This is a genomic window from Psychrobacter immobilis, from assembly GCF_904846065.1.
Lineage (GTDB): Bacteria > Pseudomonadota > Gammaproteobacteria > Pseudomonadales > Moraxellaceae > Psychrobacter > Psychrobacter immobilis_H.
In genome coordinates this window covers 1-14,956 of record NZ_CAJGZV010000004.1, presented here as the reverse complement: position 1 = coordinate 14,956, position 14,956 = coordinate 1, and the positions used below count along the sequence as shown (strand labels likewise).

Annotated in this window: 21 protein-coding genes; 14 read left to right on the top strand and 7 right to left on the bottom strand. The window is 35.3% G+C overall.

The features are described from left to right. On the top strand, positions 1 to 375 hold a 375-nt coding region (locus JMW64_RS13505; RefSeq protein ID WP_201555300.1), incomplete at its 5' end, for a DNA cytosine methyltransferase. Here the strand turns inward: JMW64_RS13505 and JMW64_RS13500 are convergent. After that, entirely contained in the window at positions 358 to 1,158 is an 801-nt protein-coding gene (locus JMW64_RS13500) for an LlaMI family restriction endonuclease (RefSeq protein WP_201555299.1), read from the bottom strand. The two genes, JMW64_RS13505 and JMW64_RS13500, sit on opposite strands and share 18 nt — an antisense overlap. 163 nt (positions 1,159 to 1,321) lie before the next feature. Here JMW64_RS13500 and JMW64_RS13495 point away from each other — a divergent pair, with 163 nt between their 5' ends. The 4 genes from JMW64_RS13495 (at position 1,322) to JMW64_RS13480 (ending at position 4,434) form a co-directional block, all read left to right on the top strand. Beyond that, the gene (locus tag JMW64_RS13495; RefSeq protein ID WP_201555298.1) at positions 1,322 to 1,681 is read left to right on the top strand and encodes a hypothetical protein; all 360 of its coding nucleotides are present in this window, start codon (positions 1,322 to 1,324) and stop codon (positions 1,679 to 1,681) included. Between the two features lie 356 nt (positions 1,682 to 2,037). Then, positions 2,038 to 2,607 carry a hypothetical protein gene (locus tag JMW64_RS13490; protein WP_201555297.1) on the top strand — a complete coding sequence of 190 codons (570 nt, stop codon included), beginning with the start codon at positions 2,038 to 2,040 and terminating at the stop codon, positions 2,605 to 2,607. 286 nt (positions 2,608 to 2,893) lie between these two features. Next, complete coding sequence (gene repM / locus JMW64_RS13485; RefSeq protein ID WP_201555296.1) at positions 2,894 to 3,838, top strand: replication initiation protein RepM; 945 nt, start codon at positions 2,894 to 2,896, stop codon at positions 3,836 to 3,838. 125 nt (positions 3,839 to 3,963) lie between these two features. Beyond that, positions 3,964 to 4,434, top strand: coding sequence for a hypothetical protein (locus tag JMW64_RS13480; RefSeq protein ID WP_201555295.1), 471 nt, complete (start codon positions 3,964 to 3,966; stop codon positions 4,432 to 4,434). A 161-nt stretch (positions 4,435 to 4,595) separates the two neighbouring features. Here JMW64_RS13480 and JMW64_RS13475 read toward each other — a convergent pair whose 3' ends face one another. Continuing rightward, entirely contained in the window at positions 4,596 to 5,075 is a 480-nt protein-coding gene (locus tag JMW64_RS13475) for a hypothetical protein (RefSeq protein ID WP_265089825.1), read from the bottom strand. A gap of 241 nt (positions 5,076 to 5,316) precedes the next feature. On the opposite strand from JMW64_RS13475, the gene JMW64_RS13470 reads away from it, so the two are divergent. The 5 genes from JMW64_RS13470 to JMW64_RS13450 all read left to right on the top strand — a co-directional run bounded on the left by JMW64_RS13470 (position 5,317) and on the right by JMW64_RS13450 (position 8,971). Next, complete coding sequence (locus JMW64_RS13470; protein ID WP_201555292.1) at positions 5,317 to 5,592, top strand: excalibur calcium-binding domain-containing protein; 276 nt, start codon at positions 5,317 to 5,319, stop codon at positions 5,590 to 5,592. Further along, positions 5,565 to 5,981, top strand: a complete 417-nt coding sequence (locus JMW64_RS13465) for a hypothetical protein (protein ID WP_227694305.1) — start codon at positions 5,565 to 5,567, stop codon at positions 5,979 to 5,981. The genes JMW64_RS13470 and JMW64_RS13465 overlap by 28 nt, the downstream gene beginning before the upstream one ends. A 456-nt stretch (positions 5,982 to 6,437) precedes the next feature. Next, positions 6,438 to 7,475 carry an HD domain-containing protein gene (locus tag JMW64_RS13460; RefSeq protein ID WP_201555289.1) on the top strand — a complete coding sequence of 346 codons (1,038 nt, stop codon included), beginning with the start codon at positions 6,438 to 6,440 and terminating at the stop codon, positions 7,473 to 7,475. Further along, complete coding sequence (locus JMW64_RS13455; RefSeq protein WP_201555287.1) at positions 7,468 to 8,472, top strand: nucleotidyltransferase domain-containing protein; 1,005 nt, start codon at positions 7,468 to 7,470, stop codon at positions 8,470 to 8,472. The genes JMW64_RS13460 and JMW64_RS13455 overlap by 8 nt, the downstream gene beginning before the upstream one ends. A 4-nt stretch (positions 8,473 to 8,476) precedes the next feature. Beyond that, positions 8,477 to 8,971 (top strand): histidine phosphatase family protein, encoded by a 495-nt coding sequence (locus JMW64_RS13450; protein WP_201555285.1) that lies wholly within the window; start codon positions 8,477 to 8,479, stop codon positions 8,969 to 8,971. 72 nt (positions 8,972 to 9,043) lie between these two features. On the opposite strand, the gene JMW64_RS13445 is transcribed toward JMW64_RS13450, so the two are convergent. Both JMW64_RS13445 and JMW64_RS13440 read right to left on the bottom strand, forming a co-directional pair. After that, complete coding sequence (locus tag JMW64_RS13445; RefSeq protein ID WP_201555283.1) at positions 9,044 to 9,676, bottom strand: recombinase family protein; 633 nt, start codon at positions 9,674 to 9,676, stop codon at positions 9,044 to 9,046. A gap of 173 nt (positions 9,677 to 9,849) precedes the next feature. Next, the gene (locus JMW64_RS13440; RefSeq protein WP_201555281.1) at positions 9,850 to 10,410 is read right to left on the bottom strand and encodes a helix-turn-helix domain-containing protein; all 561 of its coding nucleotides are present in this window, start codon (positions 10,408 to 10,410) and stop codon (positions 9,850 to 9,852) included. A 322-nt stretch (positions 10,411 to 10,732) separates the two neighbouring features. On the opposite strand from JMW64_RS13440, the gene JMW64_RS13435 reads away from it, so the two are divergent. The 3 genes from JMW64_RS13435 to JMW64_RS13425 all read left to right on the top strand — a co-directional run bounded on the left by JMW64_RS13435 (position 10,733) and on the right by JMW64_RS13425 (position 11,989). Continuing rightward, the gene (locus JMW64_RS13435) at positions 10,733 to 10,921 is read left to right on the top strand and encodes a type II toxin-antitoxin system HicA family toxin (RefSeq protein WP_201555279.1); all 189 of its coding nucleotides are present in this window, start codon (positions 10,733 to 10,735) and stop codon (positions 10,919 to 10,921) included. Positions 10,922 to 10,939: 18 nt separating this feature from the next. Then, positions 10,940 to 11,179 (top strand): hypothetical protein, encoded by a 240-nt coding sequence (locus JMW64_RS13430; protein ID WP_201555277.1) that lies wholly within the window; start codon positions 10,940 to 10,942, stop codon positions 11,177 to 11,179. Between the two features lie 147 nt (positions 11,180 to 11,326). Continuing rightward, entirely contained in the window at positions 11,327 to 11,989 is a 663-nt protein-coding gene (locus JMW64_RS13425) for a hypothetical protein (protein WP_201555275.1), read from the top strand. A gap of 181 nt (positions 11,990 to 12,170) precedes the next feature. Here JMW64_RS13425 and JMW64_RS13420 read toward each other — a convergent pair whose 3' ends face one another. From JMW64_RS13420 to JMW64_RS13410, 3 genes are all read right to left on the bottom strand, one after another. Then, positions 12,171 to 12,353, bottom strand: coding sequence for a hypothetical protein (locus JMW64_RS13420; protein WP_201555303.1), 183 nt, complete (start codon positions 12,351 to 12,353; stop codon positions 12,171 to 12,173). Between the two features lie 134 nt (positions 12,354 to 12,487). Beyond that, positions 12,488 to 13,531, bottom strand: a complete 1,044-nt coding sequence (locus tag JMW64_RS13415) for a relaxase family protein (RefSeq protein WP_201555274.1) — start codon at positions 13,529 to 13,531, stop codon at positions 12,488 to 12,490. Further along, positions 13,528 to 13,848 carry a plasmid mobilization protein gene (locus tag JMW64_RS13410; RefSeq protein WP_201555273.1) on the bottom strand — a complete coding sequence of 107 codons (321 nt, stop codon included), beginning with the start codon at positions 13,846 to 13,848 and terminating at the stop codon, positions 13,528 to 13,530. Before JMW64_RS13410 ends, JMW64_RS13415 begins: the two co-directional genes overlap by 4 nt. A gap of 208 nt (positions 13,849 to 14,056) precedes the next feature. Between JMW64_RS13410 and dcm the strand changes: the two genes are divergently transcribed. Further along, positions 14,057 to 14,956 (top strand): DNA (cytosine-5-)-methyltransferase (gene dcm, locus JMW64_RS13405; protein WP_201555272.1); only part of this gene is annotated, 900 nt, incomplete at its 3' end.

Genomic DNA, 14,956 nt, shown 5'->3' with positions numbered 1-14,956 from the left:
CTATGGGCTGGTCATCAAAAGAGGAAAGACCAGCACATAAATAAAGGTAATGGTTTTGGTTACAGCTTATTTAACCATGACAGTGAGTACACCAATACCATTAGCGCACGTTACTATAAAGATGGTTCAGAAGCTTTGATTGACCAATCACAGCTTGGGAAGAACCCAAGAATGTTAACCCCCCGAGAATGCGCAAGACTACAAGGCTTTCCCGAGGAGTTTTTAACGGATGCCGTATCGAAAACCCAAGCATATAAGCAGTTTGGGAACTCTGTTTGTGTCAAAGTTATCGAAGCGGTAGCAGAACAAATGGTGTCAACATTCCATAAAGCCGAAGCTATTCAAAAGCAGGTCTCTTTACGAGATGCTGTCTAAAACTCCTGGAAATGGTGGATATGTACGAGTAATTAATGAATCCCAGTGGTTGTTATTAGCGCGCCACTGGGAATAGTTACGCGCATTGCCTACATACATGCCACTATCAAAAAATACCACGCCCTGCTCAACAAGTTTAATCCAATTATCAAAGATCATCGGCTCACCAAAAGCAATTTGGTTGTAGCAGCCGTCTTTGTCTTTATTGCATTTAAACCAACCGTGATGACCAAACTTCTTTGTTAGTTTGCTATTCAAATTATCTCTATCCCAACGTGCAAGGACAAGCCCTTCTTGTTGTAAATTTTGCGGAACAATCTCTGCCTTAGTATCACGTGGGTCTTTCGAATAACTGTATACGATTACTATATTTTCTTCATCGTCGAAGAGCATTTCTGAACCGTTATAGGTTGATGGAGAGTTAAAGTTAGGTATTGGGCTGCCAGACCACGAGAAACGTCCCTCTTTCTTTTCGTTAGGCTTGCCAAATACCTCCATGAACCGTGTGCGATCTATACTACTGCCCTTGTCTGAGAAAATGTAATAGCTAGCGCTCCAATCTCCAAAGGTGGTTTTTTTACCTGTGGAGTTTTTCATTTCATACCCATATAAATCAGGTTCGTTGTTAGCATTTGCCGCTATTCCCATCTGCTTTTCTAGCCAGTGTCCAGCCTTACCATCATGGCGCTGGTTGAAATCAGTAGTGTCGGGCGCTATACCGTAAACATTATTTTTGAAAAGCTTGATAATTTTTAATTCTTCTTCTGAAATATTTGCTAGCATCAAGTTATCTCTCTCTTATTTTAAAAGAGAGTATTCTGTCAGATTAAACCATTTAGAACCAATATTAATAAATTTTTGTTGGTTACATTGATCTATATATAGCTGAGCATTGCAATAACATAAACAGCAATTAAAAAAATCATTTTATACAGGGTAAATAAAAATGACGGAAACGGAAGTAACGGAATTACTTGAGAACATATCGCTTGTCGATCTTAAAAAGCATATTAATAATCTTAATGAGATTGGAATCATTACAGATGCGTCAGACCCAAGAGATCCTCTTTTCCCACTAGACCATACTTTTCCTCATATGATTATAAAAAACTGGAAGATAAGCCATAAAGAGTATTTAAATCAACATGGTTATAAAGGCTGTGATTTAAAAACTGGGTTTGTAAAAACATCAAATAATAATCTGATATATATTATTTATGATTCTAGTAAGTACAATCCTAAATCAGCAATTGAATATGCAAGAGAACAAGACATAGAAAACTCTAAAATAAAAATAGCCAGATAGTATCTTGATATACGAAGCTACTTTGTAGAGAAATAAAGGTGTTAGGGGGTCAAGGGGGTCTACCCCTTTGACAGCACGTGAAAGGGGTAGATGCAACATAGTGAAATCGCCCCCTTTCACGACTGCTGGCTTAAAATACTAATATAAATGTCTTATACACTAAATACATATGTCTATATATACTGTATTTTATATGTGTATATATAAAATACACATATGCTTATATATAAAATACAAATGTCTATATATGACCAAAGTATATGTCTATATATACAATCTTATATAGATAAAGTAATGTGTATATATAAGATTATTAAGGTATGATTATCGCTCTATGAACATAGTAAGGATGGGTTATGAGTGAAATTCCGTACTCTAAACGTAAGGTAAACATGATGCGTGTGAATGCATTAAGGAGCGAGGGATCGGTAGCTAAGAATTTATTTATTGCTTATCTTAGTGGTGTCCATATTCTGGATTTTGATAGCGAGGATGCTAAAAGATATCCTACAGATTACTATGTGTTTAAAAAAATAGTAGGACACACACCAAGTATAGAAAAGCTTCACCATCAGATAAATACATATAGAGCAGCCCAGATATTAGATTTACTAGGTACGAGTGTTGATAACAAGAAATTAGGATTTTTAACAGCACATAAAGATCCATTCGGAAATATGTCAGCTCAAGATGTACTAAATGTTGTTAAAGCAGATTTAAATAATTATAAGCTACTGTTAGATGCTTTTATTTGTTATAGACATCGTAAAGCTATTAGAAAGTTGCGATTCAAAATCAAAGAGGAGCTTGGCATAACTCATGAGGAAATTAAGGCTTATAAGATATTCATGAAGGTACCTGAGAGCTTAATACCTTTAGTTAATCTCTATAAGAAACAAGAGCAACTAGCAAATTCAAAATCTTAAATCTAGTTCATATGTTTCTTTTTTTATTACTTATTGATAGTAAAAAAGCTTTTAATGTTTTTAAATGTTTTTAAATGCTTTTATGTAGGCTGTATCCCTTTAATATCAATTGGTGGAGATGATATAAGTATACGTTTATACACCCATAGATATACGTTTATACACCCATAGATATACGTTTATACACCCATAGATATACGTTTATACACCCATAGATATACTTATTTACAGGTGATGTATATCTATATACAATGGTTAATTATATGTATAGAAATATGGGGTTTGTATGACTAAAGCTAGTATAGTGAGCAAGGCTAATGCGTTCATTGAGTCGGGCTATGCGATTAATCTAGTCGCTCAACGTGTAATTATCTTAGCTATTATTGAGGCAAGAGAACAAGGAAGTATGTCTGAGATTGGAGGTGTCCACCGTATTAAGGCATCTGATTATGAGAAACATTTTGAATGTGATAAGACTACGGCTTACCGCTCATTAAAGTCTGCTTGTGAAAGCCTTTATGAAAGCGAGTTTGTTTGGACTGACAAAGATGCAAAAGGACGTGACAAAATAAATAAGTCCAGATTCGTACAACGTGCTTCATATAGTGATGGCGGTGGATACGTTGAGGTTATGTTTGGAAACGACGTTATTCCACTTATAACAAGACTTAGTGAGAAATATACAGAGTACGAGCTAAAACAAATAAAAGACCTAAATAGCATCTACGCATTGCGTATTTTTGAAATCTTAATGCAGTGGAATAGTGTGGGTAAAACCCCTCCAATTACAATTGAAAATTTACGTACTCGTTTGGGAATCGAAGAACATCAATATAAAACTATGGGAAATTTCAAGAGTCGTGTCCTAGACCATGCTATTAAAGAAATTAATGACAATACTAATATTACAGCGACTTATGAACAGCACAAAGAAGGCCGTAGAATTGTTGCGTTTACATTCAAATTTAAAATAAAAGCTAAGCTTAAGAAAGTGATAGACATAAAGAGAGATAGCGATACTCCTGATGTACCGACCTTGATAAAAATGACTAGTAAACAAAGAGGCTCGTTTGCTGCTCAGCTTTCACGAATGAGTGAGTTATCCAGCTATGGTAAGCAAGGTGAGGACTACAAGGAATTTGCTTCACGGATTGAGACTGAGCTCTTGGATGAAAGTAAGCATGCTTTTTACATTCCTTATCTCGACAAATTAGGTTTTAAAACTTCCTAAACCCATGATCAAAAGAGAGACCATCCTGAATTATGTGTAATTGAATTTAGCTTATGGCACCACTTACATAAAGTTTGGACAAAGACCCAATTTTTCTTCTATCTACAACTACAAGGACTATAGACATGACTACTGATGCATCAGAATTAAATACGCAGGATTTTATTGCAGAATTTGGGCAGCATGAGCTTGTAAGCGATTTTAGCGAAGAAGCGATTAACGCTATCTTAAGCCAATATAAGCGCGTGCAAAGCGAAAGTAATGACCCAGTATCTATTGCTTGGGAGCCGCTCTTCAATGATGCCCTAGAGTGGGATGCTTCGGGTGTTGTTTATGAGCTCAGTAGCGAAGTAAAAGAACATGCTAGCGAAATCATCACTATGATCCGTAATGTTGATATTGGCATTAGTGCCGATGCGAAAGAAAAGTTTGACAGCTTGGAGCATGATTTAAACGATGAGGAATTGCTACAATTCTTACAATCTGAGTTGATGAAATCATCCGATTATTTTAATGAGGTTGCAGCTATGCTAGCTCGTGAAAACAACTTCACAAAACTTGATAACGGTAAGTATCTCATTTTAGGTGCTTATTGATTTTTGGTTGTTATTAATATTTTTTACTTGAGAGAGTCGCTGACCAACAGTGGGACTCTTCTATTGATTAGGATGAGGCGGTTTTTTAAGATCAATTTGGTTAGTCATTGCTTATTTTCTAGTTAGTGAATTATAAGCAGTTACACAGAATCTGTGATGGCCTAGAAATCCCACCATCTTTTCTTCTTAATAGGAGGTGTGATTGTGTTTTCTTTTTCAGGCTGTGACTCATCGTCGGGTTCAAATTTTTTGAACTCTAGCAGTTTTACTTGTGCAAAATCGTGAATACTGGCGTTAGCTTTCTCCAGCGTCTTGTTTAGCTGACCAATCTGTTGTTGATAATTCTCTATCAACTGCTTTTGATCTCTGACCTGCTGCCGTAGGTGTTCATTCTTTAAATTTTCTAGCTCTAATTGGTGTTCAAGCTCTGTACAAGACTGTACAGTCTGACTGTTCAATTGCGTATTATCAAGACTGTTCAGCGATTGTTCAGTACGTTTTTTGGACAAAGGTTCTCCAAATACCCGAAGCATTTCCGAAGTATCAATTTTCTTGTCTGCAGTTCTAGAAAGCTCACCATCATTGACTTTCTGATAGATCGTCGTTCTTGATACGCCCCATTCTTTTGCCGCTTTCGTCACTGATATTATCATTGTTCACCTAGTGTTCAAGTACGTTTTTAGTGTCTGTACAATAAGACTGTTCAGAACGTTCAGTGAACAACTATCGCACTAACCTACCTATGAGGCAAATCATAAATAATTTGATATGTAAATTAGAGGTTTAGCTGTATGGCATTCGTTTTATTGAACAAATATAAGGTATCATCACCATTTATAGAAAAAATTTTCTCTTATTCTGAGTATTAAAAAGAGTTTGGTTATGAAGAAAGCTATTTTAGGCATGATGTTATCTGTCTTTGCCCTGTCATCTCATGCAGTAGTCACAGTCACTGACAATCCATTTTATAGCGATGTTGAGGTAGATCATCCGTTGTTTGCTAAAGGTGCTGGTGGTTCACAATGCAAAGGCTTGCCTCGTGTCTGTACGCAAATGGTCAGCTGTGAGCAAGCCAAACTAGCACTTAAATGCGGAAATACTAAGCTAGATCGTGATAAGGACGGTGTACCATGCGAATCAATATGTCCAGGTGGTTAATTGCGATCGCGTCTATCGCGTCTATCGCGATTATAGGGTGCAGTTCAGGTAATAAAGATGAGATGTACGGTTCAGGCTATATCGTAGTGAATGAGCAGACATGGAGTGAAAGTTACACGACTCCTTATCCGTTTACGGTGCCTGAGGGTGAGATTGGGTGTGCCTCAAATCTTGCTTTTGGTCGTGAGGTGTACTTTAACCCTAAGGGATACACTGATGAATCTTATGTTGGTACACCTCTTAATAAATCAGCTGTGGATGGCGTGAAGCTAGGTGGTATGGCTTCAAACGTGCCTTATAATGTCAAAGAAGGGGCTGATCTTAATGAGGCCGTACAGATTGGGTTGAAGGTCTGTTATGAGCAAGAGGATAAGTTTGCGAATTATTAAGTTCGGTTCCCTAGTGAGGACTGGAGTCTTTGGCTGTGGGCTACAATTGTAGTGTGCTTCAAGGATCCTTTCCTAAAAACTGTGTAACTGTTATTTAGCTTATAGCAACACTTACACAGAATATGGGAAAGGCCAATAGTTTAGAAGATACAGAACGAGAGCTAAATAGTTTAATACTCTGATGTATTAGTTTCTGATTCTTCTGAAACTCTATAAATGTTAAACTAGAGCTACTTTGCTGTTCAGCTGTTATTGTTAATAGGAGAATTACGCTACCTTTTATGTTGTAGTCTGGACACGCGTGTCACGTTGCGTTGCTATTGCATGCTCTGAAGTTATGCTCGCTCGTACATATGTAATAGTCTGGATGTGCTAATTGATGATATACCTAGTTGGAAAAAATAGTAACTTATATGGGTATATGTCAAATAATTTACTGCAAAACGGGAGTAGAGAATGAAATCTAGTATAAGCTCTTTAAATATAGATGATAATATATTCTTTAGCTTAAAAAAACGTATATTAAATAATAACGAATTATATTGTAACGTTTTAAATAAAAAAGAATTTAGAAGACTTTATCATATAAGCTTTATGGGAGCTATCGATTACACAATCCACACTGATGGTCTTTTGCACGAACAAAGAACAAGAGCTGATCATTCAATTGATGTAGCAATTCTAGCATATTACGTTGCTAGCAAGAGAGGCTATAATGATGATTTAAAAAACCATTTGTTTATAGCAGCTTTACTACATGATATAGGGCATTTGCCTCTTTCACATAGTTTAGAACACTATTTTGTAGATAGATTTAAATATGGTCATCATGAAATAGGTGAGTCCATGATAAAAGGTAAAATAGGAAAGAATAATTCACTATCAACTTTTATTAAAGATAATTTTGATATTAGCTTTATATTAAGCTTGCTAAATAAAGAAGCATCAGATGAAGATGGTGGAGATTTGTTTAGTAGTCCAATTAATATTGATACTATTGACGGAATATATAAGTCATCTAGATATTTATCTAAATCTTTCAGCTTTGATAGGTTAGAGTTAGCTAAACAGGTATTTCTTAAAAGAGAGGATAATTCATATTTAGATAAATTTTGGAATTTAAAGAACTATACTTATAAAAACCTAATAAACACCAGCCATGGTATTTTATCAGATAGATTGGGCGAAATAAATTTTGGTAGTTACCTAGATAAAGAATTAAAAGAGTCAGATTTCTTTAAGTCAGAAAAAAATTGGCATCAAATACATAAAAAGATATTTAAAGAGTTTAAACTTTTAAAATCTAATTCTTTAGATAGACTGCCAAAATCTATAGAGTACACAGATAGATTATACTATATTGACTATAGTTGTTCAAATACCTATGACAGATATAAGTTAGAGAAAAGAAAAGAAGTATTCCATAATTTAGATTCAAGCTTTAAAAGCTTTGAATCAAGCACTAATATACAGTTGAAATTTAAATATGAATGAATATAAAGATTACTTAAGAAATAATAATTTGTTGGAAATTCTAAAGTCTTTTGAATTCTCAAATACGAACATAGAAAAATTACGTGAGGATATTACTGAGGCTTTAGATAAAGAGCTTGAAGACGATGAAGACCTTAAAAAATTATGTATTGTCACTACAGGGTCTTTCGCTAGAAGAGAGGCTTCCGAAGCATCAGATTTAGATTATTTCATAATAATTCCTGATCATCTAGATAAAGAGTATGTGCTAAATAGAGTAGGAAAACTAATATCCGAAGCTGTACAAAAAACCGTTACTAAAGATACAGGTTCTACTGGAACTTTCGGTGTTGACTCTATAATGCAGGAAAAAGATTTACTTCTCCTAAATCATAATGATGAGCAAAATAAAGATTTGACAAGAAGGATGTTGTTAATTCTTGAGGGTGATTACTTATATAATAACGAATTATTTCTAACAATTCGAAAAAAGATATTAGAAATATATATAGATAATAATGAAGTTAAATTTATAATAAACGATATAGCTAGGTACTATCGTACTATGCTTACGGATTTCCATTACAAAATAAATTTTGGTAATAAAGATTGGGGAGTTAGAAGTATAAAACTAAAGTTCTCAAGGAAAATAATTTATCTATCTGGATTGCTGTCAATAACTATTGTTGAAAGAACTAACTCTAAAGAGAAAAATGTAGATAATTTAGAAGCAACACTATCTTTTAGCCCCTTAGAGCGTACATTTAATCTACTAAAATCTGAAGATGCTATCTTGCTAAAGATATTTGAAGAGTATAATTATTTTCTGGGGATTATAAGTGATGATCAGAAAAGAAGTGCTTTAGATGAAATAAATAGAGATAGTAGGGATGAATCAGAACTATACATAGAAGTAAATAGGAAGGGGGAATCTTTTAAAGATAATTGCTATAAAGCACTTAACTGTAAGTATAATAGAGATAGAGGTAACTTCCGATTTGAGTATTTGGTAATTTAACACTATGATATATTTTGTTAGGCATGGACAGACAGAATATAATTTAAAAAAACTATATATGGGTAGTTTGGATATACCTCTTAATCCCACAGGTGTAAGTCAAGCAGAAAAATTTGCAATTATTGCTAAAGATCTTAATATAGACTTGATAGTATCTTCTGATTTAATAAGAGCTAAAGAAACTGCGCAAATAATTTCAAACTATATAAAAAAACCAATTATTTATAATAGCTTACTAAGAGAAAGATCTCTTGGTAAGCTTGAAGGTAGACCTAAAGAAAATAATATTAATATTAATTTATTTGATATTGAAAATGATTATGATTTTAAACAACGTATATACCTTAGCTTGTTTTTTATTGAAGGTATTGTTGATCATAGCAATATATTAATAGTAAGTCACTCACATGTGTTCAAAGCTATATCACAAAACAGTTTGTTTGCAACAGATAAAAGGATTATTTCAAACTGTGAATATAGCCGTGTATCAAAATTATAAAAATATGAGTATTCCCCGAAGGAAAAATCTGAAAAGGGTAATTAATTAATAAACTACTTATACTAGAACAACTTAATGAGCAATGATAAGTTCAGGTCTTTCCTTGGCCACATCAGCGATCAGATGCCGTGAGCACTTGGCCATTCTTTGAATATCAGAATAGCTATGACCTGATTTGAGTAGACTAGCGATGATCTTACGCTTTTCGATATCCTTCCTACGTCCTGAATACTTACCTTCTGCCTTAGCACGAGCAATACCTTGCATCTGACGGTTACGCCGATCTTCATAATCTTTTCGAGCGATAGCAGCGAGCATATCCAGCATCATCGAGTTAATGGCCTGCAATATACTGCTCATAAATTCAGTGCTGTTTTCAGGTTGAAGCGCCATATAGGAGGTAGGCAGCTCTTTTGATACGATAGATAGCTTTTTTTCTGATAGCATTCTTTTGAGCGTATCCCAATCAGCTTGGTTCAAACGCGCTAAGCGATCAATCTGCTCAACTAAGATAACATCGCCCTTATGAGCATCTTCAATCAGCTGCATAAGCTTTGGTCGCACCAAGATAGCCCCTGATTCATTTTCGACATAGAAGGCAGCAATTTTGTGTCCATGATCTTTGGCAAATGCTATGAGTTCGCTTTTGGCACGCTTAGCATCTTGTTCTTTGGTAGACGCTCGTAAATACGCTCTGATAAACATAAACACCTAAAATAGTCTGTTATAAGTGGTTCCATTATACCAGTCTGTTTTAAGTGGTCTGTTAATAGGTTTGAAGGGTGAAATAACTGGTTCCCTTAGGGTATACCATTAGTTAGCTGCTTAGTCATAATTGTGTGCACTGTAGAGAACCCTTATCTTACATGTCGAAAAAATTAACTAACATCAGCATCCGATTTATTAAGGTCTTTGATTTTAATAGTGACGGTTAAGCTATCTAAAAAATCTTTCAAAATAGAATACACTTGTTTACTTGATAGTTTGGGCAGTTCTAACTCATCGTCAACATTTTTACTTTCAGGAATATCTTCATACACATCGTGTTCTTCATACCTTCTAACTAGTCCAAAAAAAGACGCATTAACTACAGTTCTCGTACCTACTTTTCTACTTTTAACTACAATAGAGTTATCTTTTATCTGTGTAGACTCACTCTTATCCACATAAAGCAGGACCCTCTGTTTATCTAATTCAGCAGTTGCTTGTTCCAATAGCTCCACAAAATCAGATAGCGATACTTTGTATAAAGTACAGAAAGAATAGATATGTTCTATGGTGATATTTGATGCCCCAGACTCTAGTTTAGATATCGTTGAGGCTAGTTGTGAGGTTTCTTCGGCAACCTCCTTCTGCCCTTTCCCTGTTGCTGTTCTCATATGACGAAAAAGACTACCTGTGACTATATTGAGTTGTGCAGACCATATGTAATTGGCCATATAACTACCCCTTATGTAAATACCCGATTATATTTCCTTAAAGTAATTTTGTCAATATAATAAATTATTCTATATTTAACAAAATTCTTGTTTGACATTATTTCTAAAATAGAATATTATTCAAATTAAGCCTAACAGCTTAACAAACAAAACTACAAAATGAGGGTTAAGGTCATGGAAAATATACTTAAGGTTCTAGCAGTTGTAATTATTGAGGAAATTTCTCGAGCTATTATTAAAGAGCTAAACTAAGAAAAAGGTGCGTGAGAATTATAATTCTCACGCACCTTTTTTATATAGGATATGAATTGAGGGTTTTACGATGAAAGCACGTGATGTTATCAAGTGTATAAAGCGACATGGCTGGTCTTTAAAAAGAGTTAGAGGCAGTCATAATCACTTCATGCATTCTAAAATGAATGGCTTAGTGACAGTACCATTTCATGGATCGAAGGATTTACATCCGAATATAGTAAACAGTATATCCAAAATGACTGGTATATCATTTTAAAAATTTTATCTAGCAGTAATGAAACCATTTTTTAATCAACAACTAGAAATAAGAATTATGGGAATATTTACTGATTTTTTAACTGATGTCGCATATCGAGTAGGAGATATAGTCGATTTCGTAAAAGCCAACCCTATGAAAATAACGGCAGTTGTAGTTACAACAGTAGCGACAGGTGGCACTGCAGTAATTACTGCAGCTGGGGCTACAACTGAATCTATTGCTAGTGGTGCTGGGGTAGCTTCAACTAAATTATAGTAACTATAGGTGAAGAGAATTAATCTTACTCAACTTTAGCGTATAGTTATTTAACTTACGTTTTAATGGCACTCTTTTTGGAGAGTCTTCTGATTTCAGCTATTAATAACTACTTATATAACATAAATCTTTAATGTGAGAGATAACTTGGAAGACTTTAATATTAAAACTATAGCACCGTGGATGACAGATATTTGGTTGGATAGTATCCCCATTACTCATTTATATATGCCATCAATGAAGAATTATTGTTTATCTGAGTTTGCATTTTTTCTCATTGATGATGAGTGGGATGTACAATCACTGACCAACCTAAAACATAAAACAGGAGCGGCATTCTTGTTTGGTCTGCAAACTACTGGTAAACGTGTTGATAAGCTTGATGTGGTAGACGGTATTATTGTCTGTAAGCTGGATGAAGTGAAACAAGTAATGAAAGTTTCTGAAGTCATGTCGAGTAGGAAGGACAATTTAATTCATACAGATTTTGATGTTATTAGGCAGGCACTCCAATTTAAGAAGCCTGCTCAGTTTATACAGGCTACGACAGTGGGTACAGATAAATTAGAACGAGCAGAAAGAGCAATCAATCAAATTATCAGCCAAATTCCTCAAGATATTAATATAGATGTACTGATACTTAGGATCAAAACTACCGGTGACTTATCGCTTGAAGAGTACTGTGTTGTAAGTGAGGCTATTGAAAACATAGTTACTGATGACATAAGTATTTGGTACGGCAATGGTCTTATTAATGTATCTGATTGCTGCTTGGTAGAGGCGATATATGGTCAAATAAATATTTCATAATATTGATTATTGGCTTACAAAAGACTTAATTATTTAAATAAAAAAGCCCAGCATATTCGTGTTGGGTTCTTTTATTTGAGTAGGTCTAAGCTATAGATTAATAAAAATACTCAAAATGACCATCTGTTTTTTCAATTGCATATTGCATATAGGTATAATTTATAGGTTTTATTAGTTAATCTTACTCAGTTTTTTTCCTTTTTTTATCACCTGCTTTTTGTGCAGGTGTTCGATCATCACCTGTATTGGTAGTATGATTGTGGCCACCGGTTTTTTTATTCTTACCAGTTTCTATAACTCCATGCGTATTGCTTGGTACTTGCTGATCAGTTACAGCTTTAGTAAATCTATCAAAAATACCCATAATCTATCTGCCTCTAATTTAAAAAATAATTAGGTTAACTATATCCGTTTTTCTAATACAGTCAAGATATGTATAGATAAGAGTTCGGGGTAACTAAATGGTCTTATTAAAAAATAGCAGCTTTAAGAGTGTTTCTATAGATTAGGTGTATATGAGTAGGTATTGCTTGAGGACGTATCCAAAACAGACTTCTCCTTTATCGATTTTGTTGTATCCTTTACGATATGGACACTGAGCTTCAGAGGTTCAGGTGCCTTAATATCACCATACAGCTTTCCGTGATACTCCTTCTTTATCTCCATACCCTTTTCCCATGTCATTAAGTCTCTGTTTCCACGAGAATCACTCAACCTTTCATATTTACTCTGCATACTTTCAATAATCTCTGCGCGTTGGCTCAAAGCCTGAAAACCTTCTTCATAGATAGCACCTTTCAGCCTGATATTTCTTTTCATATCAGGACGAGAAATACTGATGGATTTTTTGACGGCTCGTTCTATCTTAAAACCTAAGCTTTCTAAAAAATACATCACACTGCCACGGTCATTAAGCGAGCCTTCCTTCAAGCTATCTAGCAGTTGTCGGTCAATATCAGCTTTTATAGCGTGAGTATCTGGAGCTTCTTCAACAGCCTTGTTTTCCTTTTTCTTTGCATCATACGGTGTAGGGCGTGGCGCATTATTAATATAAGGATTTATCAGTCGCTTACGTTCAGGCTCATTAGGGTCAGTCAACTCATACTCTTTATTGATGATGTTCTTAAAAGCATTGACCCTTGTTAGATCTGCTTGAGCGTAGAATGGCTGCAAACTCTTACCGCTTCTTAGCTCTTGACAAGGAATAACAAAGTTCAGCTCCAGTCGACCGCCTTTATCACTATGCTCTACCCATAAAATATCGTACTGGTCAGGCTCTAACCCTGTAAATAACGTATCCTCAAAACGCTGCATGATGTCTTTCTTCTGCTCATCACTAAATTGGGTAGCATCTTCGGTAAAAGAGAGAACACCTGACTTATATTTTTGCTTATACGGTGTGGCATTAATCAGTTGCTCAGTGAGCTTAGGATCGCCGTACAGCACCTTTGCGCCCTCTCTAGGCTTACCCTTAGTAAGCAATAGATAATTAAGTGGTCCTGATCCTGCTCCCTTGCCCCTATTAAAGAATTTGACGATCATGGCGTACCTCGCAAATTATTATCCAACAACTCGCCAATTAAACCCCTGATTACCTCAATCTGCTTTAGTACATCCTGATCAAGCTCTTTATTGATATTGGCGTGTTTTGCGGTTTGATTAAGGTTTGAGCCAATACGACCCAATGCACGAACCAATTCAGGATCAGCTTGTTTAATTGGCGATACGCCTAACCCTAAATCACGCATCCATCCTGCCATTGTTGTACTCTGCTGCCGCTTTTTTAGTTCAGCCAACTCATCAGCACTCACTCGAATAGTGATTTCTCTAACACGTTTTTTATCTTTGTTATTTTTCATTAAAAAACTCTTATGAGTGGAAGCCTTATATGTAAGTTTAATGTTTTTATTCTAGTTTGACTGACTTCATTGCTTGAGCCTATATGAACACATGCTATATACGTCAGCTGATGACGTCTTAGATTAAAAAAGTGGGTTTTATTTACCAAAGACAGCTTTTTTATGATAGTATCCGGGAATAAAACAGGATACTTAAAAGTAGGCGAATATGAAAGATTTTCAGAAATATGTTATTGAAAAACGTAAATCATTGGGTGTGTCTCAAAAAGAGTTAGCATTACTGTTAGGCATGAAAGAAGCCGGTGAAAGAACGGTTCGTGGCTGGGAAAATGGTGAGCATAAACCTTCTGCTACAAGGTTAGCGAAGCTAGAAGCACTTAACAATAGCCATCCTTTTGAGCATAGTAATAAGGATGGTGATTTCACTTTCATTGATTTGTTTGCAGGTATTGGCGGTATACGTCTGCCGTTTCAAAAGCATGGTGGTAAGTGTGTTTTCACTAGTGAGATCGACAAACATGCTCAAAAGACCTATTTTGCCAACTATGGAGAGTATCCAAGTGGGGATATTACCCAGATTCAAGCCAAAGATATTCCTGATCATGATCTGCTTTTGGCCGGGTTTCCTTGCCAAGCATTTTCACAAGCGGGTCTAAAACAAGGCTTTAAAGACACACGCGGTACCATGTTTTTTGAGATTCAGCGAATTTTAGCTGAAAAACGCCCAAAAATGTTTTTACTAGAAAACGTTAAGCGATTAAGGACTGATAAGAAAGGGGAAACCTTCCAAACAATTTACGATATTTTAACAGGACAGCATAAAGACAGCATACCTGAGGATATCCCTATGAGTGAAGATGCTCGTGAAGCTTTGTCTCACAAGCTAAATTACTGGGTAGGATATGCTGTATTAAGGGCTGCGGACTTTGGCGCGCCACAGAATAGAGAGCGTATTTTTATCGTAGGCTTCAATAAAGATTACTTTGATAAAATCGAAAACTTTGATGAGCTGTTTAGCTTTCCTAAGCCTACTCATAGCAAAACCCGTGTTGGGGACATATTAGAGGATGTGCCAGCTGGTGATACGGTCTATACCATATCTGATAAT